Source organism: Allobosea sp. (genome assembly GCF_035944895.1).
Lineage (GTDB): Bacteria > Pseudomonadota > Alphaproteobacteria > Rhizobiales > Beijerinckiaceae > Allobosea.
Map to the genome: position 1 here is coordinate 96,476 of NZ_DASZAT010000002.1, position 19,391 is coordinate 115,866.

General features: G+C 66.9%; 22 protein-coding genes and 1 pseudogene. 14 read left to right on the forward strand and 9 right to left on the reverse strand.

The window, feature by feature from the left end; all coding sequences use genetic code 11:
• Nucleotides 1-51 precede the first annotated feature (51 nt).
• From VGV58_RS00635 to VGV58_RS00650, 4 genes are all read left to right on the forward strand, one after another.
• Nucleotides 52-747, forward strand: a complete 696-nt coding sequence (locus VGV58_RS00635; RefSeq protein WP_326872028.1) for an NIPSNAP family protein — start codon at nucleotides 52-54, stop codon at nucleotides 745-747.
• A 72-nt stretch (nucleotides 748-819) separates the two neighbouring features.
• Complete coding sequence (locus tag VGV58_RS00640; protein WP_326872029.1) at nucleotides 820-1,827, forward strand: serine hydrolase domain-containing protein; 1,008 nt, start codon at nucleotides 820-822, stop codon at nucleotides 1,825-1,827.
• 95 nt (nucleotides 1,828-1,922) lie between these two features.
• A complete protein-coding gene (locus VGV58_RS00645; protein ID WP_326872030.1) occupies nucleotides 1,923-2,333 on the forward strand; it encodes an NADH:ubiquinone oxidoreductase subunit NDUFA12 in 411 nt (136 codons plus the stop codon).
• A gap of 91 nt (nucleotides 2,334-2,424) precedes the next feature.
• Nucleotides 2,425-3,636: an MFS transporter gene (locus tag VGV58_RS00650; protein WP_326872031.1), complete on the forward strand. Its 1,212-nt coding sequence runs from the start codon at nucleotides 2,425-2,427 to the stop codon at nucleotides 3,634-3,636.
• On the opposite strand, the gene VGV58_RS00655 is transcribed toward VGV58_RS00650, so the two are convergent.
• The gene (locus tag VGV58_RS00655) at nucleotides 3,611-4,504 is read right to left on the reverse strand and encodes an alpha/beta fold hydrolase (protein ID WP_326872032.1); all 894 of its coding nucleotides are present in this window, start codon (nucleotides 4,502-4,504) and stop codon (nucleotides 3,611-3,613) included. The two genes, VGV58_RS00650 and VGV58_RS00655, sit on opposite strands and share 26 nt — an antisense overlap.
• A gap of 179 nt (nucleotides 4,505-4,683) precedes the next feature.
• On the opposite strand from VGV58_RS00655, the gene VGV58_RS00660 reads away from it, so the two are divergent.
• Nucleotides 4,684-5,268 (forward strand): CGNR zinc finger domain-containing protein, encoded by a 585-nt coding sequence (locus VGV58_RS00660; protein WP_326872033.1) that lies wholly within the window; start codon nucleotides 4,684-4,686, stop codon nucleotides 5,266-5,268.
• Between the two features lie 95 nt (nucleotides 5,269-5,363).
• On the opposite strand, the gene VGV58_RS00665 is transcribed toward VGV58_RS00660, so the two are convergent.
• Complete coding sequence (locus tag VGV58_RS00665; RefSeq protein WP_326872034.1) at nucleotides 5,364-6,710, reverse strand: Nramp family divalent metal transporter; 1,347 nt, start codon at nucleotides 6,708-6,710, stop codon at nucleotides 5,364-5,366.
• A gap of 258 nt (nucleotides 6,711-6,968) precedes the next feature.
• On the opposite strand from VGV58_RS00665, the gene VGV58_RS00670 reads away from it, so the two are divergent.
• The gene (locus VGV58_RS00670) at nucleotides 6,969-7,574 is read left to right on the forward strand and encodes a DUF2155 domain-containing protein (protein ID WP_326872035.1); all 606 of its coding nucleotides are present in this window, start codon (nucleotides 6,969-6,971) and stop codon (nucleotides 7,572-7,574) included.
• 2 nt (nucleotides 7,575-7,576) lie between these two features.
• Nucleotides 7,577-7,957 (forward strand): annotated as a pseudogene (locus tag VGV58_RS00675) (VOC family protein).
• A gap of 7 nt (nucleotides 7,958-7,964) precedes the next feature.
• Here VGV58_RS00675 and aat read toward each other — a convergent pair.
• From aat to VGV58_RS00695, 4 genes are all read right to left on the reverse strand, one after another.
• Nucleotides 7,965-8,642, reverse strand: coding sequence for a leucyl/phenylalanyl-tRNA--protein transferase (aat, locus tag VGV58_RS00680; protein ID WP_326872036.1), 678 nt, complete (start codon nucleotides 8,640-8,642; stop codon nucleotides 7,965-7,967).
• A gap of 200 nt (nucleotides 8,643-8,842) precedes the next feature.
• Complete coding sequence (accC, locus tag VGV58_RS00685; RefSeq protein ID WP_326872037.1) at nucleotides 8,843-10,207, reverse strand: acetyl-CoA carboxylase biotin carboxylase subunit; 1,365 nt, start codon at nucleotides 10,205-10,207, stop codon at nucleotides 8,843-8,845.
• A 29-nt stretch (nucleotides 10,208-10,236) separates the two neighbouring features.
• Nucleotides 10,237-10,707 carry an acetyl-CoA carboxylase biotin carboxyl carrier protein gene (gene accB, locus VGV58_RS00690; protein WP_326872038.1) on the reverse strand — a complete coding sequence of 157 codons (471 nt, stop codon included), beginning with the start codon at nucleotides 10,705-10,707 and terminating at the stop codon, nucleotides 10,237-10,239.
• Nucleotides 10,708-10,935: 228 nt separating this feature from the next.
• Nucleotides 10,936-11,718 carry a DsbA family protein gene (locus tag VGV58_RS00695; protein ID WP_326872039.1) on the reverse strand — a complete coding sequence of 261 codons (783 nt, stop codon included), beginning with the start codon at nucleotides 11,716-11,718 and terminating at the stop codon, nucleotides 10,936-10,938.
• Nucleotides 11,719-12,048: 330 nt separating this feature from the next.
• Between VGV58_RS00695 and VGV58_RS00700 the strand changes: the two genes are divergently transcribed.
• Nucleotides 12,049-12,330 carry a YARHG domain-containing protein gene (locus VGV58_RS00700; protein WP_326872040.1) on the forward strand — a complete coding sequence of 94 codons (282 nt, stop codon included), beginning with the start codon at nucleotides 12,049-12,051 and terminating at the stop codon, nucleotides 12,328-12,330.
• A gap of 81 nt (nucleotides 12,331-12,411) precedes the next feature.
• On the opposite strand, the gene VGV58_RS00705 is transcribed toward VGV58_RS00700, so the two are convergent.
• Together VGV58_RS00705 and VGV58_RS00710 are read right to left on the reverse strand one after the other, a co-directional pair.
• Nucleotides 12,412-13,125 carry a DNA helicase gene (locus VGV58_RS00705; RefSeq protein ID WP_326872041.1) on the reverse strand — a complete coding sequence of 238 codons (714 nt, stop codon included), beginning with the start codon at nucleotides 13,123-13,125 and terminating at the stop codon, nucleotides 12,412-12,414.
• Between the two features lie 138 nt (nucleotides 13,126-13,263).
• On the reverse strand, nucleotides 13,264-14,199 hold the full coding sequence (locus VGV58_RS00710; RefSeq protein WP_326872042.1) for a LysR family transcriptional regulator: 936 nt from the start codon (nucleotides 14,197-14,199) through the stop codon (nucleotides 13,264-13,266).
• A gap of 118 nt (nucleotides 14,200-14,317) precedes the next feature.
• Here VGV58_RS00710 and VGV58_RS00715 point away from each other — a divergent pair, with 118 nt between their 5' ends.
• The 5 genes from VGV58_RS00715 (at nucleotide 14,318) to VGV58_RS00735 (ending at nucleotide 18,138) form a co-directional block, all read left to right on the forward strand.
• On the forward strand, nucleotides 14,318-15,043 hold the full coding sequence (locus VGV58_RS00715) for an SDR family oxidoreductase (RefSeq protein ID WP_326872043.1): 726 nt from the start codon (nucleotides 14,318-14,320) through the stop codon (nucleotides 15,041-15,043).
• Between the two features lie 70 nt (nucleotides 15,044-15,113).
• On the forward strand, nucleotides 15,114-15,515 hold the full coding sequence (locus VGV58_RS00720; RefSeq protein ID WP_326872132.1) for a carboxymuconolactone decarboxylase family protein: 402 nt from the start codon (nucleotides 15,114-15,116) through the stop codon (nucleotides 15,513-15,515).
• A gap of 11 nt (nucleotides 15,516-15,526) precedes the next feature.
• On the forward strand, nucleotides 15,527-15,892 hold the full coding sequence (locus VGV58_RS00725) for an Atu4866 domain-containing protein (RefSeq protein WP_326872044.1): 366 nt from the start codon (nucleotides 15,527-15,529) through the stop codon (nucleotides 15,890-15,892).
• Between the two features lie 129 nt (nucleotides 15,893-16,021).
• The gene (locus tag VGV58_RS00730) at nucleotides 16,022-17,527 is read left to right on the forward strand and encodes an ATP-binding protein (protein ID WP_326872045.1); all 1,506 of its coding nucleotides are present in this window, start codon (nucleotides 16,022-16,024) and stop codon (nucleotides 17,525-17,527) included.
• Between the two features lie 2 nt (nucleotides 17,528-17,529).
• Nucleotides 17,530-18,138 (forward strand): HAD-IA family hydrolase, encoded by a 609-nt coding sequence (locus VGV58_RS00735; protein WP_326872046.1) that lies wholly within the window; start codon nucleotides 17,530-17,532, stop codon nucleotides 18,136-18,138.
• A gap of 3 nt (nucleotides 18,139-18,141) precedes the next feature.
• Here VGV58_RS00735 and VGV58_RS00740 read toward each other — a convergent pair whose 3' ends face one another.
• On the reverse strand, nucleotides 18,142-18,711 hold the full coding sequence (locus tag VGV58_RS00740) for a TIGR00645 family protein (protein WP_152013955.1): 570 nt from the start codon (nucleotides 18,709-18,711) through the stop codon (nucleotides 18,142-18,144).
• Nucleotides 18,712-18,922: 211 nt separating this feature from the next.
• Here VGV58_RS00740 and VGV58_RS00745 point away from each other — a divergent pair, with 211 nt between their 5' ends.
• Nucleotides 18,923-19,348: a BA14K family protein gene (locus tag VGV58_RS00745; RefSeq protein ID WP_326872047.1), complete on the forward strand. Its 426-nt coding sequence runs from the start codon at nucleotides 18,923-18,925 to the stop codon at nucleotides 19,346-19,348.
• Nucleotides 19,349-19,391: the final 43 nt, after the last annotated feature.

Consider the following 19,391-nt stretch of genomic DNA (forward strand, 5'->3'; position numbering starts at 1 on the left):
ACGCGATCGGTCGGGCTCCTCGCCTAGCTGCAAACCAGCTGGAGAGCCGCCATGACCGACACCGTCTTCGAACTGCGCCGCTACACCCTGAAGCCCGGCGCGCGCGAGACCCTGATCGAGGTCTTCGATACTCACCTCGTCGAGACCCAGGAAGCCGCCGGGATGAGCGTGCTCTGCCAGTTCCGCGACCCCGCCGCGCCCGACCAGTTCGTCTGGTTTCGCGGCTTTCCCGATCAGGCGGCGCGGACCCAGGCCCTCCCCGCCTTCTATGACGGGCCGGTCTGGGCGCAGCACGGTCCGGCCGCGAACGAGACCATGCTGGAATGGCACGATGTCCTGATGCTGAAGCCGGCAGCGCCAGGGTCGGGCTTCAATACCAGCGGGCGCGAACGGCTGCCGCCAGGCACAGGCGATCTCGAGGATGGCCATCCTTATCTCGCGGCCGTTCATCATCTCGAGCCGGGCACCACCGACGATGCGGCCGCATTTGTCGCGAACGCGATCGCGGATGCGGTATGCGCCGCAGGTAGTGAGGTCCTCGCCAGCCTGATCAGCGACCGTAGCGAGAACGGGTTCGCGCGCCTGCCCGTGCGCGAGGGCGAATGCGTTGTGGTCACGCTGATCAGGCCTGCGATCCCGCAGGCGATACCGGCTCTCGAAGCGGCTCTGCGCGAGATGGCGCCCGGGACCGGCCGCGTGCCCGACATCGCTCGCCTCATTCCGACCGCGCGCTCGCTGCTGCGCTAGAACTTTGGCCTCGCGCCGCAGAGAAGCCGGGATTGCCCGGCCTGATGCACCTGCAAGCCGGAGGCCTGACCGATGAATCGCCTGCTCGCCATCATCGCGCTCTGCCTCTACGTGCTGCCTGCGCGGGCTGAGCCCGGCCGGCACTGGCAGACTGTCGATCCCGCCTCGGTCGGCTGGACCGCGACCGCACTGCAGCCGCTCCGTGACTATGCGGAGCTGCGCAAGCCGACCGCCCTGATGCTGGTACAGAACGGCGCTATCCTCGCCTCCTTCGGCGATCCCAGCCGCAAGGTCGGCGTCGCCTCGGTCCGCAAGAGCCTGCTCAGCGCGCTCTACGGCATCGCCGTCGCCGACGGGCGCCTCAAGCTCGACACCACGCTCGCCGAGCTCGGCATCGACGAGAAGCCGCCCGGGCTGAACGCACAAGAGAAGAGCGCGACGATCCGTGACCTGCTGACGGCACGCTCCGGCATCTATCTGCCGGCCGCGCACGAGACGCCCGACATCAAGGAGAAGCGTCCGGCCCGCGGCAGCCATCCGCCGGGCACGTTCTGGTTCTACAACAACTGGGATTTCAACACTCTGAGCACGATCTATCGCCAGCGCACCGGCGAGGACGTCTTCGAGAGCTTCGCCCGCCGCATCGCTGCGCCGATCGGCATGGAGGATTTCTCCGCCAGGGATGGGCGCTATGCGCTCTCGCCGGTCTCGATCCATCCGGCCTATCCGTTCAGGCTGAGTGCACGCGACCTCGCCCGGTTCGGCGTGCTCTTCGCCAATGGCGGCAGCTGGGACGGCCGGCAGCTCGTACCGGCCGACTGGGTCGGCGAATCGACCGCTCGCCATTCCGCGAGCGACCGGCCGGGCCGCGGCTATGGCTATATGTGGTGGACTCTGCCGGAGGACGGCTTCGGCAAGGGGGCGGCGCTCGGCTCCGGCTATGACGGACAGCAGGTCGCCGTCATTCCGGGCAAGCACCTCGTCCTGGTCCAGACCGCGGAATCCGGGAGCAATGGGAAAGGCCAGCGCACCCGCGATTTCATCGCGATGCTGCGCAGGATCGTGGCCTCGGCGCCATGACGGCGCATGCCCGCAGCGCCCGGCCGCACTGGACATCGCGCCCCTGCATCTTCATAAGTCGCGCGACGGCCCAAGGCCTGCGCGGACGCGAAGCGATGACCAAGACCCTGCTCCAGCTCTTCACCTGGTGGAACGGCCAGACCATCGGCACCCGCTTCCACACCTGGCGCTTCGGCGAGAAGGTCGGCGAGGACGAGTTCGGCAACGTCTATTACCGCACCAAGGGCGGCGCGAAGGACAAGGCGCTCGGCATCCAGCGCCGGTGGGTGGTCTATAACGGCCCCATCGAGGCTTCGATGATCCCGCCCGGCTGGAACGGCTGGCTGCATCACACCGTCGACGTCGCTCCCTCCGAGGAGAAGTACACACCGCGCGAGTGGCAGAAGCCGCACCAGCCGAACCATACCGGCACGGCCCTGGCCTATCGCCCGCCGGGCTCGACGCTGGGCGAGAACAAGACTCCCGCCGCCACCGGCGACTACCAGGCCTGGACCCCGGGCCGCTGAGCGACCCGCACCCGTTCCGACGGGTGCGCTTCACCTCTCCCGAGTCAGCTGCAAGTCCGGCGGTGATCCGTGCGGACTGTGGAGGCATGTCGTGAGTCCCCCGACTTCCTTCGCCGCCACCTCTCGCGCCATCCCACGCAGTGTCTGGCTGCTCGGCCTGGTCAGCATGCTGATGGATATCTCCTCCGAGATGGTCCAGACGCTGCTGCCGCTCTATCTCGTGACCGGGCTCGGCGCCTCCGCCATCACAGTTGGCCTGATCGAGGGTTTCGCGGTCGCGATTGCCATGACCGTCCGGCTCTTCGCCGGCGTGCTCTCCGACTGGACCGGACAGCGCAAGCCGCTGATCCTTCTCGGCTACGGGCTCGCGGCCCTGTCGCGGCCGATCGTGCCGCTGGCCGATACCGTCGGCTGGATCGCCGGCGCCCGCTTCCTCGACCGGGTCGGCAAGGGCATCCGCAGCGCGCCGCGCGACGCACTGATCGCCGACGTCACCCCGCCTGAGCTACGCGGCGCCAGCTTCGGCCTGCGCAAATCGCTCGACACGGTCGGCGGCTTCGTCGGCCCGCTGGTCGCGATCGGCCTGATGCTGCTGAGCGGCGACAATTTCACCACCGTGTTCTGGATCGCGGCGGTGCCCGCCCTGCTCGCCGTCGTGGTGATCGTCGTCGGCATCGCGGAACCTGCGACCTCAACCCCGGGAAAGCGCGGCGAGCGCCCGCGCCTCGTGGCGCTTGCCCAGCTCGGCCCCGCCGTCTGGGCAGTGATCGGCCTCTGCGCGCTCCTGACCTTCGCCCGCTTCAGCGAGGCCTTCCTGCTGCTGAAGGCGCAGCAGTCCGGCTTCGCGCTCGCATGGGTGCCATTGATCATGGTGCTGATGCATCTGGTCTACGGGTTGACCGCCTATCCGGTCGGCATCCTCTCCGATCGCGTCGGGCGTCATGGCATGCTGGGGCTAAGCCTCGCCTTCCTGATCGCTGCCGATATCGTGCTCGCCTTCGCGCAGACGCCGGCATCGCTGGTCGCGGGCATCGTGCTCTGGGGTCTGCATATGGGTTTTTCGCAAGGCATCCTCGCGACACTGATCGCCGACCGGGCTCCGGCAGCGGCGCGCGGCACCGCCTTCGGCGCCCTCAACCTGGCGACGGGCGTCGCCGTCCTCGCCGGCAACCTCGTCGCCGGCGTGCTCTGGGAAAGCTACGGCGCCGCCGCGACCTTCCTGAACGGCGCGGCCTTCGCCGCGCTCGCCTTGTTCGGTTTCATGCTGATCGGCCGCCTTACTCGGCGTGCAAGCGCGCCATGAACGCGCCGATATGCCCGGCGATCTCATCTGCATGCGTCTCCAGCGCGAAATGGCCGGCATCGAACAGGTGCACCTCGGCGCCCGGCACCTGCTGCTTCAGATAGTCGACCCCCTTGAGCGTGAAGAACGGATCGTTCTTACCCCAGACGATCAGCATCGGCGGCTGGCGCTCAGTGAGGTAGCGCTGCCAGGCCGGATAGGCCGCGAAATTGCTCTGATAGTCGTGCAGCAACCTTAGCTGGATTTCGCGATTGCCCGGCCGGTCCAGGCCGGCCTGGTCCATCGTCCAGGCATCGGGCGAGAGCCGCTCGGCCCGCGTGGCGCCATGGACGTACTGGAAGCGCGTCGTCTCCGGCTTCAACAGATCGGCGAAGGGCTTCTCGGTTTCGGCGTTGCGCTCCCGCCAGAACGGCGCCATCGGCGCAGTGATCTCGGGACTCCAGCCCTCGGCGTTAGCGACAGCGTTCTGCACGATCAGGCCACGCACGCGCTCCGGCCGGCGCAGTGCCAGGCGGAACCCGACCGGGCCACCATAGTCCTGCAGATAGAGGACGTAGCTCGTCAGCCCGAGCCGGTCGACCAGCGCTTCCACCACATCGGCGAGGCGATCGAAACGATAGTCGAACTCGGCCGGCAACGGCGCCCCGCTATGTCCGAAGCCAGGATAGTCCGGTGCGATCACCCGGTACTGCCCCGCCAGGCGCGGGATCAGGTCGCGAAACATATGCGAGGAGGACGGGAAGCCGTGCAGTAGCAGGAGCGCCGGAGCGTCCTGCGGCCCGGCCTCGCGATAGAAGATCTCGGTGCCGGCTATCGTTGTGGTGCGGAAATGGGTCGGAACGGGCTCGGTAGCATCGACGGACGTCATGGCGAGAATTCCTGTGGCAAGGGCAATGGCGGCAAGGCCGCCAAGGGAGCGGGAACGGAAGCCGGTCATCGCGAGTTCTTGTAACCCCTGTTTATATAATTCAACGGTGTCACTTGATTTGAAACCTGTCAATCGATAAATCAGAGGTTACAAATCGACATGTCCCTCCGAGGTCCGAAATGGCGCCCGCGACAGAGGCTTCCAGCGAATTCCGCGACGGCTTTCCCTTCGTCGGCGGCGCGATCTGGCTGGATCTGCTCAACACCACGCCAGCTGGCGAAACCGGCCCCCAGGAGCTGATCGACGGTCCCGAGCGGGCATTGGCCTGGCTGAAAGCAGCCGGGCTCGGCGAGGAAACCGGAGATGCAAACGAGGCGATGGGCGATCTGCGCGCCCTGCGCGCGGAACTGCGGCCGGTCTTCGAGGGCCTCGCAGCAGGTCAGCCGCTGCCCGATACGGTCCTGGCATCCGTCAACCGCCGGCTGGCCGGTCTCAGCGGTCACCATGTCCTGAAGCGTGGGGAAGATGGACTAACGCTTGGACTCGCGTTCGATCCTGCCCGGCCTGCCGCGCTGATCGCGCTCGATCTCGCGCGTTTCGTCTGCGAAGCCGAGCCGGATCGGCTGAAGCGCTGCGCTGCCGATGATTGCACGCTCGTCTTCTACGATCGCGGCCGCAACAACACCCGGCGCTGGTGCACGATGAGCCTCTGTGGCAACCGCGACAAGGTCGCCCGCTTCCGCGCCAGGCGCACGGCGCGTTGAGGCCGGCTCCGATCGGATTGAATCAACCTGATCGGACCCCACTCTTGCTTCCATTTTGAAGACCGGCGCAGCCGGAAAGGCCGCGCCGCCTTGCCTCAACCTGCCCCACGGACGAAATCGACGAGCAGCTTCACGTTGAGCGCCGCGATCACCACTGCGATCAGATAGGCGAAGGCGATGAGCCAGCGCGGCGCGACGAGTTCACCCATCTTGGTCTTGTCGGCGGTGAACATCACCAGCGGGAAGACGGCGAAGGAAAGCTGCAACGAGAGCACGACCTGGGTCAGGATCAGGAGGCGCGCCGTGCCGGAATCGCCGTACCAGATCGTCACCGCCGCCGCCGGTATGATGGCGATGCCGCGGGTGATCAGCCGGCGCAGCCAGGGCGCCAGCCTGATCTTGAGGAAACCCTCCATCACGATCTGGCCGGCGAGCGTCGCCGTCACCGTCGAGTTGATACCGCAGCAGAGCAGCGCGATGCCAAACAGGGTCGGAGCGATCGCCACGCCCAGCAGCGGCCCGAGCAGCTTGTGCGCGTCGCCGAGCTCGGCGACCTCGGTCTGTCCGGTCTTGTAGAAGGTCGCCGCGGCCAGGATCAGGATCGAGGCGTTGATCAGCAGCGCGAACATCAGCGCGACCGTCGAATCGATCGTCGCGAATTTCAGTGCCTGGCGCTTCTCCGGCAGGGTTTCGCCATAGGCGCGCGTCTGCACGATGCCCGAGTGCAGGTAAAGGTTATGCGGCATCACCGTCGCGCCGAGGATGCCGAGCGCCAGATAGAGCATCTCCGGATTGGTGACGATCTCGGTGGTCGGCGCAAAGCCGCGGATCACCTGCCCCCAGTTCGGATCGGCGAGCGCGATCTGGATGGCGAAGCAGACCGCGATCACCCCGAGCAGCGTGATGATCAGCGCTTCGACCCAGCGGAAGCCGAGCCGCTGCAGATAGAGGATCAGGAAGACGTCGAGCGCCGTGATGATGACGCCGAGCTCGAGCGGGATGCCGAAGATCAGATTGAGGCCGATCGCGGTGCCGATCACCTCGGCGATGTCGGTCGCGATGATCGCCGTCTCGGCAAGGAACCAGAGCACATAGGCGACGGGCTTGGGGAAGGCGTCGCGGCAGGCCTGGGCGAGATCGCGCCCCGAGGCGATGGCGAGCCGTGCGCAGAGCGATTGCAGCACGATCGCCATGATGTTGGAGACCAGCGCGACGACGAGCAGCGTGTAGCCGAACTTGGAGCCGCCGGCGATCGAGGTCGCCCAGTTGCCGGGATCCATATAGCCGACGGCGACGAGATAGCCCGGCCCGGCGAAGGCAGCGGCACGGCGCCAGCCGGGCCCCGAGCTGCGCACCGCGATCGAGCGATGGACATCGGCCAGCGAGGCTTCGCCCCGCTCGCTGCGCCAACCCGCAGGCGCCTTCTCGACCCGAGCGTCCATGCATTATCCCAATTCTGCTCTTGCAATGCATTCGCAGGATAACGAATTGCAAACGGTTCGCAAGAGCGAAACCTGTGCGCGACATGCGTCTCGATGACGGCTCTGCCCAGGCAAACGCATGGCCGACACCGGGGCCTCGTCGCAGCTTTCGGTGCGAGCCCAGGCATTCACCGGCCCCTCGCCCTTTTTCCGCTGCGATTGCCGTGCTACTGCGCCCCATCGCGGCTCGGGCCCGCTTGAAGAGAATCGCATACCGGCATGCCTTCGCTCCGCAGGATCCTCGCCCTCGCCGCCGTCTCCGGCGCAGCGCTCGCACTGGCCGTCCCCGCCAAGGCCGACCGCATTCGCAATCCGACCGCGGTCTTCGCCGGGCTCGACAAGATCACCGGCCGGATCATCTCCTTCGAGGTGGCGATCGACGAGACCGTGCAGTTCGGCGCGCTGCAGATCACGCCGCGCATCTGCTGGACCCGCCCACCGACCGAGGCGCCGCAGACGACCTCCTTCACCGAGGTCGACGAAGTCACCTTCAACAACGAGTACCGGCGCATCTTCACCGGCTGGATGTATGCATCCAGCCCGGGCCTGCATGGCGTCGAGCACGCGATCTACGATGTCTGGCTGACCGACTGCAAAGGCGGCACCGAGCTGGTGGTCGATCCGAAGGAGCCGGAGACCGCGCCCCCGCCGCTCACGCCCGAGCAGCGTCGCCCGGCTCGTCCGGCGCAACAGACACCGCCGCAGAACCAGCGCATCGATGTCGCCCCGCCGCAGGGCGTGCCGGTGCAGCCCCGCCAGACGCCATCGCAACGCTTCTTCCCGACCAACCCGGTCCAGGGCCGTGACCCGGCCGGCAACAACTGACGATGGCGCGGGTCACCGGCATTGGTGGCCTGTTCTTCCGCGGCAGCGACCCGCAGGCCCTGGCAGCCTGGTACGAGCGCCATCTCGGCATCGCCGATATGAACAAGGCGGTCTGGAGTCAGGAAGCCGGGCCGACCATCTTCGGCTCCTTCGCTGCGACGACGGACTATTTCGGCCGGCAGAACCAGCAGTGGATGGTCAATTTCCGCGTCGACGATCTCGATGCGATGATGGCCTCGCTCCGCACCGCCGGCATCGCGGTCGAGACCCGGCCGGAATGGGATTAGGAAGTCGGCCGCTTCTGCCGCATCCACGATCCCGAGGGCAATCCGATCGAGCTCTGGGAGCCCTCGCCGCTGGGAAGCGGCGGATCGGCGACCTGATCGGCGCTCAGCCGGACAGTTCGGCGAGCGCCTCGCCCCCCGTGACCCTCTGCCCGGCGGGCCAGGCCCACCAGTCGCCATCAGCCGCGACCGCCGCATCGAGCAGTTCGCGATAGGCCTCGCGCGGGACCTCGCGCGTGCCGAACTGGGAAAGATGCGCGGTCTGGAACTGGGTGTCGAGCAAGCGGTAGCCGCCGCGCCGGAGCCGGGCGACCAGATGCGCCAGCGCCACCTTCGAAGCATCGGTCTCGCGGTGGAACATGCTCTCGCCGAAAAAGGCCCCGCCCAGCGACAGGCCATAGAGCCCGCCGACCAGCCTGTCCTCGCGCCAGCATTCGACGGTGTGGACATAGCCGAGATGGAAGAGCTCGCCATAGAGCGCCCGGATGCGGCCATTGATCCAGGTCTCGGCCCGGTCCGGCCGGCTCTCGGCGCAGGCTGCGATCACGCGGGCGAAGTCGTGGTCGATCCGAATCTCGAAGCGGTCGGAGCGAACGGTACGCGCCAGCCGGCCCGGCAGATGGAAGGCGTCGAGCGGGATGATGCCGCGGATGTCCGGCTCGACCCAGAACAGGCCGGGATCATCGGCGCTCTCCGCCATCGGGAAGACGCCGGCCGCATAGGCACGCAGCAGGATCTCCGGCGTGATCGCCGGCGCGCGCGCAGGTGTGGAACGGGCCTTCATGCAGCGATGGGAGCGCGGGTCGGCGGTTGAGTCAAACGTTAGCCGTCATTCTCGGGCGAAGCCCTTGGGTCCGGCCTTTGGCCGGCCCAAGGATAAACTCCGCGCAGACCCGAGAATCTCGGGACGAGAAGGCGCTGCTTGTAGCCTCATCTGGCAAGAGATGCTCGGGTCAGGCCCGAGCATGACGGTGTGCGCCAGGCTCACGCCTCGCCCGGCTGATCCATGCCGCCATTGGCCAGGAACTTCTCCAGCCAGTGGATGTTGTAGTCGCCGTTCAGCATGTCCTGGTTGCGCACCAGCGTGCGGAACAGCGGCAGCGTGGTGTCGACGCCGTCGACGACGAACTCGTCGAGCGAGCGGCGCAGGCGCATCAGGCATTCCGCCCGGTTGCGGCCGTGCACGATCAGCTTACCGACCAGCGAGTCGTAGTGCGGCGGGATGACATAGCCCTGATAGGCCGCCGAATCGACACGCACGCCGAGCCCACCCGGCGTGTGGAACGAGGCGATCTTGCCGGGCGAAGGCCGGAAGGTCGCGGGATGCTCGGCATTGACGCGGCATTCGATGGCATGGCCCTCGATGACGACGTCCTTCTGGCTGATCGAGAGCGGCGCCCCGGCGGCGATCCGGATCTGCTCGTTGACCAGGTCGATCCCGGTGATCATCTCGGTGACCGGATGCTCGACCTGGATGCGGGTGTTCATCTCGATGAAGTAGAACTCGCCGTCCTCGTAGAGGAACTCGATCGTGCCGGCGCCGAGATAGCCCATATCGGCCATCGCCTTGGCGCAGATCGCGCCGATCCGGTCACGCTCGCCGGCGTTGAGCGCAGGCGACGGCCCCTCCTCCCAGACCTTCTGGTGGCGACGCTGCAGCGAGCAGTCGCGCTCGCCGAGATGGATCGCCCGGCCCTTGCCGTCGCCGAGCACCTGGATCTCGATATGACGCGGCTTCTCGAGGTATTTCTCGATGTAGACGGCATCGTCGCCGAAATTGGCCTTGGCTTCGCTGCGGGCCGTGGCGAGCATGACGGACACCTCGTCCTCGCTGCGGACGACCTTCATGCCCTTGCCGCCGCCGCCGGACGCCGCCTTGATGATGACGGGCAGGCCGATCTCGCGAATGATGCGCAGCGCCTCCTCGTCATCGGCGACGCCGCCTTCCGAACCCGGCACGCACGGGATGCCGAGGCGCTTGGCGGTACGCTTGGCCTCGATCTTGTCGCCCATGCTGCGGATATGCTCGGCCTTGGGGCCGATGAAGGCGATGTTGTGCCGCTCCAGGATCTCGGCGAAGCGGGCGTTCTCGGAGAGGAAGCCGTAACCGGGATGGACCGCATCCGCCCCGGTGATCTCGCAGGCCGCGATCAGAGCGGGAATGTTGAGATAGCTCTCGCGCGCCGGCGGCGGACCGATGCAGACGCTCTCATCGGCGAGGCGCACATGCATGGCGTTGGCGTCGGCCGTCGAATGCACCGCGACCGTCGCGATGCCGAGTTCCTTGGCGGCTCGCAGCACCCGCAGCGCGATCTCGCCGCGATTGGCGATCAGGATCTTGTCGAACATCTTCAGCCCGCTCCCGTCCGGCGCCGGCCTCACTCGATCACCAGCAGGGGCTCGCCGTATTCGACCGGCTGGCCGTCCTCGACCAGGATCGCGACGACCTTGCCGGCGCGCGGGGCGACGATATCGTTGAAGGTCTTCATGGCTTCGACGAGCAGCACGCGCTCACCAGCCTTCACCTCCTGGCCGACCTCGATGAACGGCTTGGCCTCCGGCGAGGGCCGGCGATAGGCGGTGCCGACCATCGGCGAGTTGACCGTGCCCGGGTGGGCCGCAGCGGCCTTGGCGTCGGTCGGAGCTGCAACGGCAACTGCGGCGGCAGCCGGCGCAGCAGCGAAGGCCGGCGCAGCCGCGACCGGAGCCATCACGGTCGCGGTGATGGTGCGGGCGACGCGGATGCGCAGGTCGCCCTTCTGCACCTCGATTTCGGTCAGATCGGTCTCGTTGATCAGTTGCGCCATTTCGCGCACGAGTTCGGGATCGATGGGGCTCTTGGTCGCCATGGCGGATTTCACCGTCTTCGTGAGCTCGATGGGCGGGACGGCAGGTCCCGAAGAGGATGCGCATATGCGAATGAATGGCACCGGATCAAGCCGGCAGCCTCGCGATGTCGCGCGTCTTTACCCGGATTGGCGGGTCAGGAAAAGGGCGAAGGCGCCCTGTGGGCGCCTTGCCTATGCAAATCGCGGCTATTCCACAGGAACAGCGCAGAAAATCCTGCTCAGGCGGCCTCAGCCGCTGCAGGTCGCCTTGCCGCATTTGCGGACGGCCTCGATCTTCTGCTTCAGCGCCGCCTGGCCGACCGCGCCGAACACCACCTCGTCGCCGACGATGAAGGCCGGCGTGCCGGTAAGGCCGAGCCGGTCGCCGAGCGCGACCGTCTGCTCGATCACGGCGCGCGTCGCCGGAGCGTCGATCTCCTTCTTGACGCGCTCGATGTCGGCCCCGGCCTCCTTGGCGATCTCCATCGCCTTGGCGCCGTTGACCCGGCCCTTGGTCGCCATCAGTTTGAGATGGAAGTCCCAGTACTTCTGGCCCTGGAGCTGGTTCTTCACGGCGATGGCGACACGGCTGGCCTCGACCGAGTCAGGGCCAAGGATCGGGAAGTCCTTGATCACGACCTTGAGCTTGGGGTCATCCTTGGCGAGGGCGCGGACATCCTCCATCGCCCTTTTGCAGAAGCCGCAATTGTAATCCATGAACTCGACCAGGGTGACGTCGCCCTGCGGGTTGCCGGCGATCACCGAGGTCGCGGGGTCGGTCAGGCTGGCCTTCTCGGCCGAGAGCGCATTGCGCTGCGCCTCGACCTGCGCAACCTGGTTGCGCTTCTCGAGCTCGACCAGCGCCTCCTGGATCAGCTCCGGATTCTTCAGCAGCGTCTCCTTGATCAACTCGACCACGGCGCTGCGTTGCTCCGCCGAGAGCGACTGGGCCTGAGCCGGCGCGACGGCAACGCCAAGCGCACAAGCGGCGATGCCGGCGAGCGCCAGACGGCGCAGCGAAGAGAAGATCATGACGACGGTCCTTTCCAGGGCGCGATTCGCGCGCACTATCATTGTTTGTCGGGAGGAACATACCCGATGATGGCACTTGCGCGCAGTGCCGCAGGCGATCCCTGCGGCAATTTGGCAAACGCCCGGCTCGTCTCGGTGTGAGAGGCAAAAAGGTTGCAAATCCGGCAATTCTTGTCCTCTGCAGGCGAGGTTGCGTCAATTCACAGCTTTGCCAGCGGAGCGGCCGCACTCTCCTGCAACAAGATCGTGATCCCGCCATGGCAGCGAGCGAAAAGACTTGTCGCGTCCGCAAAGGGCGACAACATAGCGTTCGCACCGCAAGAGGTCGTCATGTCGAAGCTGCTCCTTCCCGTTCTCGCTCTCGGCATCGCCCTGCCGTTCTTCGCCACCGCGACCCCCGCGGCCGCCCAGAGCTGCGAGGACCTCTGGTACCAGCGCAACGAGATCTACAAGGCGCAGGGCTACTGCTTCCGCACCCAGCGCGGCATCAGCGCCTTCGGCAATGCCGGCTGCCAGTACGACAATGTCGAGGACGTGCCGCTCTCGCCCACTCAGCGCCGCATCATCGCCGACATCCAGCGCGCCGAGCGGACGCACGCCTGTCCGCGTTGAACCTCATCCATTGTCCACGCCGTCATTCCGGCCACAGCGAAGCGCCGGAGTGACGACGAATTTTCGAGGTTCTGCAGGCCTTTAGCCCGCCGCCTGGAAGCGCATCTCGCCCTCGTTCAGGAAGCAGCTCTTGCTGAACAGCGAGAGATCAAGCGGGTTCGGCAGGCGGATATCGCTCAGGTCCGGGCAGGGCTTCAGCGCGGGATCGTAAGAGCGGTCGATCTGCGAGATGAAGGCCAGGATCACGCCCCTCGCCTGCGCGAAGGCCTTGAGCGCCTGGATCTGGACCATCAGCTCGGGATTGCCGCGCTTCTGGTCGAGCACTTGCAGGTAATCGACGATCGCCAGCGTGCCGCGCGGCGCCTCCGCCAGCGACCGCATGATGTGGTCAGCGCTGATCGCGGCCGAATCGTCGAAGGAGAACAGCCCCTCGAATTGGGCGGGATCGACGCCGAGCGCCCGGAAGCGCCCGAGCACATCCCTGGCCGTATATTCCAGGGTGAAGAAGATCGCGCGGCGGCCGGCCTTCATCGCCTCGACCGCGAGCTGGAGGCTGAGCAGCGTCTTGCCATGTCCCGGCCTCGCGCCGATCAATAGCAGATCGCCCGGCTCCAGGTGGGCCAGCAGCCCTTCGGCGGATTGGATTTCGGCCGATTTGGCGGCGAGCAGGCTCCACCTGCCGAAGCCTTCGCCGATGGCGACGCGGTCGAGCGCGAGATGGAGCGGGATATCGTCCTTGCGCGCCAGCTCCTTGGCCTTGCGCTTCAGGCGATAAACGGGTGCGGAAAGCTTCATCGATGGACCTCCTGATGCGAGCCTCGTCCGCAACCCCTCCTTATGCGCAGCGCTCGAACAGTCGGTTCGATGATGGAGATACCCTGCACGGCAACGTGCTTCCCTGATGGAGGGTGGAGGCGCGGGCAGCGCCTGGAATCAGAGCATAGCCGATCCCGTTCGGGCCGTCGCCTGGCGCCTGCTCCAATCGAAGCCGCGCAGATGCTCGACGAGCGCGCGCAGCTTCGGCGCCATGGCACGGCGACTGGGATAATAGAGATAGAAGCCTGCGAAATACGGGCTGTACTCCTCCAGCAGCGGCACCAACTCGCCACGCGCGATCGCCGGCCGAAAGCTCTCCTCCATGCCGAAGGTGATGCCGGCGCCGGCAACCGCGAGCTTGATCATCAGCGCCATGTCGCTGGTCGTGATCTCCGGCGCGACGGCGACGCTGAACTCCTTGCCGTCCTCGGCGAACTCCCAGCGATAAGGCGGCAGCCTTGGCCCCGGCCGCCAGCCGATGCAGCGATGCGCCGCCAGCTCGCGTGGATGCGAGGGCACGCCGAAGCGCTCGCGATAACTGGGCGAGCAGACGGCGAGCTGGCGCTCCTCGCCACCGATCGAGACGGCGATCATGTCCTGCTCGATCACCTCGCCGAGCCTGACGCCGGCATCGTATCCGGCCGCGACGATGTCGAACTCCTCGTCGGTCACGGTGATGTCGAGCTCGACCTCGGGGTTGGCCGCGATGAAGCTCGCCAGGAACGTGCCCGACAGGAAGCGCTCGGCGATCGACGACACTGCAAGACGCAGGCGCCCGCGCGGCCCGGCGCGCAGGTCACGCGTCGCCTCGACGGCGGCGCGGACCTCGAACAACGCAGGCGAAAGATCGGCGAGAAGACGCTCACCTGCTTCGGTCAGGCTGACGCTACGCGTCGTCCGCTGCACCAGCGCGATCCCGAGCCGCTCTTCCAGCTTGCGGATCGTCTGGCTGACCGCCGAGCGCGTCACGCCGACACGGTCAGCCGCGCCGCGAAAGCTCTTCTCCTCTGCGACAAGCGCGAACACGGCGAGTGCGTTGAGGTCCATCTCCATTGGTTAGAAAAACTCTCCAGACTGGAAAGGAATGCGCGACTTATCGCGACAATGACCTGCTCCTAGCTTTCGGGCAACCGCAACATCGCGGTTCACGAAACAACCAGACGGAGCAGATATGGCTATCGACAAGGTCGTTCTCATCACCGGCGCCTCCAGTGGCATCGGCGCCGGCATCGCCCGCGAGCTTTCGGCCGCCGGAGCGAAGCTGATGCTCGGCGCAAGGCGCACGGAGCGCCTCGACACCCTCGCCGAAGAGCTCAATGCGCACGGCGGCGAAGTGCGCACCCGCCGACTCGACGTCACCGACCGCGCCGATGTCGCCGCCTTCGCCCAGGCGGCGCACGAGGCCTTCGGTCGCGTCGACGTCATCGTCAACAATGCCGGCGTGATGCCGCTCTCGCTGATGGCCTCGCTCAAGGTCGACGAGTGGGACCGGATGATCGACGTCAACATCAAGGGCGTGCTCTACGGCATCGCCGCGGTGCTGCCGCAGATGCTGGCGCGCGGCTCCGGTCAGATCGTCAACATCGCCTCGATCGGCGCCCTCGCGGTTTCGCCGACGGCGGCCGTCTACTGCGCGACGAAATACGCGGTGCGGGCCATCTCCGACGGTCTGCGCCAGGAACATTCCGACCTGCGCGTCACCTGCATCCATCCTGGCGTCGTCGAGAGCGAGCTCGCCGGCACGATCACCGACCCGGCCGCAGCGGAACTGATGCGCGGCTACCGCGCCATCGCGCTCCAGCCCGATGCCATCGGCCGTGCCGTGCGCTTCGCGATCGAGCAGCCGGACGATGTCGACGTCAACGAGATCGTCGTCCGCCCCACCGCCACCCGTTGAGGAGGACGCGATGATCCAATCCATCTCATCCCCGTTGCGAACCGCCGCGGCAGCCTTCGCCATCGCGGCGATGCCCGTACCCGCCAACGCCGAGTCGAGCGACGAACGGCGCAAGCGCGGCGAGGCTGTCGTCGGCAGTCTGAACAAGGGCGAGCCGCAGCAGGCGCTGGAACGCATGCGGCAGGAGTTTCCATTCCTCGCCGAGGCGACCGAGGCCTATGCGCTCGGCGATGTCTGGTCGCGGACCGGCCTTGACAGCCGCACGCGCCAGCTCGCAGCGGTCGCAGCCTTCGCCGCGACCGGTCAGACCGCCTTCATGAAGGTCCATGCCGGCTACGCCGTCAACATCGGCGTGCCCGAGGCAGAGCTGAAGGAGATCGTCTACCTGATCACCGTGCCGGCCGGGATCTCGCGGGCGATCGCAGCGTCACAGGCACTGTCGGAGCTCTTCGCCGAACGCCGCAAACAGTGAAAGGCATGATCATGAACAGCTTGCTCGTGAACGCCTCGCTGCTGCTGGCCGCCGGCATCGGTCTTGCCACCACCATCCAGAATGGACCTGAAGGATCCACCCGCATGATGACCACCCAGGCAGCCGCCACCGAGACCCCACAGAGCCATCCCTATGTCGGCATGTGGGTCACCGCCGACAATCATGTCCGCCACGAGCTGCTGCCGAATGGCCGCTATGACGAGGCACGCGGCAATCGCGAGAGCGCCTATCGCGGCCGCTACAAGGTCACCGGCAGCTATATCGAATACTGGGACGACACCGGCTTCACCGCCGACGGCACCTTCGTCGACGCGGACACGCTACATCATGGCGGCATGGTCCTGCGGCGGCGCTGACCAGAGGCCTGCCCCGCGCCACGCAAAGCTGTGGAATGCAGGCCAGGCCTTGCCTTGACTGCCGGCGGGCGTGCTAGAAGCGCCGCCTTGCGTTTTCCGCCACGGCAAGGAGCGGCCTGGATTCCCGGCATGAAGACTGGCATCGACATGGGGTCGACGCGCGGCGGCGAGCCCGCTGAGCTCGACCTCGCCGAACTGCTGGCGACGCGTCTGCTGGTCCAGGGCAATTCCGGCTCGGGCAAGTCGCATCTGCTGCGTCGGCTGCTCGAACAGAGTGCGCCGCTGGTGCAGCAGGCTATTGTCGATCCCGAGGGCGACTTCGTCTCGCTGGCCGACCAGTTCGGCCATGTCGTGGTCGACGGGACAGCGAGCCCCGTCGAACTGCAGAAGATCGCACTGCGCGTGCGCCAGCACCGCGTCTCGGTGGTGCTCAACCTCGAGGAGCTCGACGCCGACGAGCAGCTGCGCGCCACCGCCGCCTTCCTCGGCGGGCTCTTCGATATCGACCGCGCCCATTGGTATCCGATGCTGGTCGTGGTCGACGAAGCCCAGCTCTTCGCGCCGGTGATGGCGGGCGAGGCCTCCGACGAGGCGCGCCGCCTCTCGCTGGGCGCGATGACCAATCTGATGTGCCGGGGTCGCAAGCGCGGTCTTGCCGGCGTGATCGCGACGCAGCGCCTCGCCAAGCTCGCCAAGAACGTTGCGGCCGAGGCCTCCAACTTCCTGATGGGCCGCACCTTCCTCGACATCGACATGCAGCGCGCCGCCGATTTGCTCGGCATGGACCGGCGCCAAGCCGAGATGTTTCGCGATCTCGAACGCGGCCAGTTCGTCGCGCTTGGGCCGGCCCTCTCGAAGAAGCCGCTGCCAGTCCGGATCGGACCGGTCGCCTCGGTCGATCGCGGCGGCGCGCCCGGCCTGATGCCACTGCCCGAGCAGGCCCCCGAGGATGCCAGCAAGCTGATCTTCACCGCAGGCGACGACGAGGCGGCACCGGCCCCCTGGCCGAAGCAGCCGCGCCCGCGGCCGGCGGTGGCGCCCGAGATCATCCGCCGCATCGAAACGCACCAGCCGGTGCCGCCGCCCGAGCCCGAGATCGAGATGGATCCCGCCGAGCGCGCCGCGGCGCTGGTCGAGATCCTCAATGAACTGCTTGACGATCCCGAGGCGCGCGACCGGCCGGTCGCCGTGCTCTACCAGGATTTCACCGTGCGCTGCCGCATGCGCCGCGTCAGCGGCCCGGAGACCACCCTGGACGCCTTCCGCAAGCGCCTCGCCGTCGCCCGCGCCGGAGCGAGCGAGGAGGTCCTGTCCTCCGATGCCTGGGAGAAGGCGCTGACGGCCGCTGAGACCCTGCCCGAGGATCTGCACGGGCTCTTCCTGTTCATCGCCCGCAGTGCGATCGAAGGCGCGCCCTGCCCCTCCGACGCCGAGCTGGCCGAAGCCTATGGCAGCCATTCGCCGAGCCGGGCGCGCCGCCTGATCGGTTATATCGAGGAGCGCGGCCTCCTCGTCTGCCATGTCGATTTTCGCGGCCAGCGCACACTGGCCCTGCCCGCGCTCGGCGTCGAGACCGCGCCCGGTCTCGCCTCGCCATTGATCAAGGGCCTGCCGCCGAGGCGGGCACGAGGCTAGATGTGATCCGCGCCGTCCTCGTCGATGTCGACGGCGTGCTGGTCACCGGGCGGCCTAAGGATGGGCTGCACTGGAGCCATGATCTCGAGCGCGATCTCGGCATCGCGCCCGAGCTGCTTCAGCGGCAGTTCTTTACCCAGCACTGGACCGACGTCGTCACAGGCCGCGCCGGACTGTGTGAAACGCTTGCGCCGGTCCTGGCCGAGATCGCTCCTTCGGTGAGTAGCGAGGCTCTGCTGGAGTACTGGTTCGCGCGCGACGCACGGCTGGAGGAGGCCGTGCTGCAGGACATCGCGACGCTGCGTCGCAACGGCCTGACCGTCGCCCTGGCGAGCAATCAGGAGCATCTGCGCGCACGCTATCTTTCGGAACGGCTAAGCCTCGCAGGCCATGTCGACCGCTTCTACTATTCGGCAGCGATCGGCGCCCGAAAGCCCGATTCCGCCTTCTATCGTCACATCGAGCGGGATTTGGGTGCGCCATCCGGGGCGCTCCTGCTGATCGACGATACCATCGAGAATGTCAGCGCCGCCCGGCAAGCCGGTTGGCGGGCCGTCCATTGGACGACCCCTCGGCGCCTCGTCGACATCGTTGCCGAGACTGGCGAATGATCCTCAATGCCCCTTGCCGGGCGCCAGCGTCATCCGGTCGACCCAGGCGATGCCCAGCGCCGAGAAGATGAAGATGGTGTGGATCAGCGTCTGCAGCAGCACGCCCGTGGTCGTGTAGTTCGTCGCCGTCGGCCCGCCGATATTGCCGGCCTCGATGAAGGTCCGCAGCAGATGGATCGAGGAGATGCCGATGATCGCCATGGCGAGCTTGATCTTGAGGATCGAGGCGTTGACGTGGCTGAGCCATTCCGGCTGGTCGGGGTGGTTGTGCAGCCGAAGGCGCGAAACAAAGGTCTCGTAGCCGCCGACGATCACCATGATCAGCAGGTTGGAGATCATCACCACGTCGATCAGCCCCAGCACGACCAGCATGATCTGCTGCTCGCTGAAGTCGAAGGCGTGGTTGACCAGGTGCCAGAGCTCCTTGAGGAACAGGAAGACGTAGACGCACTGCGCCACGATCAGCCCGAGATAGAGCGGCACCTGCAGCCAACGCGAGGCGAAGATCACCATCGGCAATGGCTTGAGCGGCCCGTTGGCGGGAAGGTCGGCGGGTTCGGCGGAGTGTGACATGGGTCTCCCGGATCGATGATGCAGTGCAGAATGGTCCGCCAGATGGGGCCTGTTACCGGCGCACGCAAGCCGAAAAATGCAGAAAGATGCCGGAAGTCGTTGAAATTTCGCCGCGTTTTGCGTTTACTTCCGCAGCTATGGTGACTTTGCTCGGGCAGCCGATGAGTTCGCCCGAAGAATCCTCCCGGCCGGGAGGGACAAGGAGTTCGAGATGATCAGGACGACGATGATCGCCGCCGCCCTCGCTGGTGGCTTTGCTCTGGCCACGCCGGCTGCCGCCGCCCCGCTCGCGCCGGCCCAGGCGAGCGTTGCGACCGCCGGTTCGACCAATCTCGTCGAGCAGGTGCAGTACCGCCGCTATTACGGCCCGCGCTATGGCTATTACGGCCGCGGCTATCGCTATAACCGCGGCGCGGCCGTCGGAGCCGGCATTGCCGCGGGCGCGCTTGGCGCTCTTGCCGCCGGCGCCCTGCTCGCCCCCGGCCCGGTCTATGCCGAGCCGGTGCCGCCGCCCTCGCGCGTCTACGTCGAGCCGGACGCGGACGCGATCGCCTATTGCTCGCGCCGCTTCCGCAGCTACGACCCGCAGACCGGCACCTATATCGCCTCCGGCGGCGTGGTTCGCGCCTGCCCGTAAGGCGCAGCACGATACACTGAGAGATCAGAACCTCCCGGCCCTG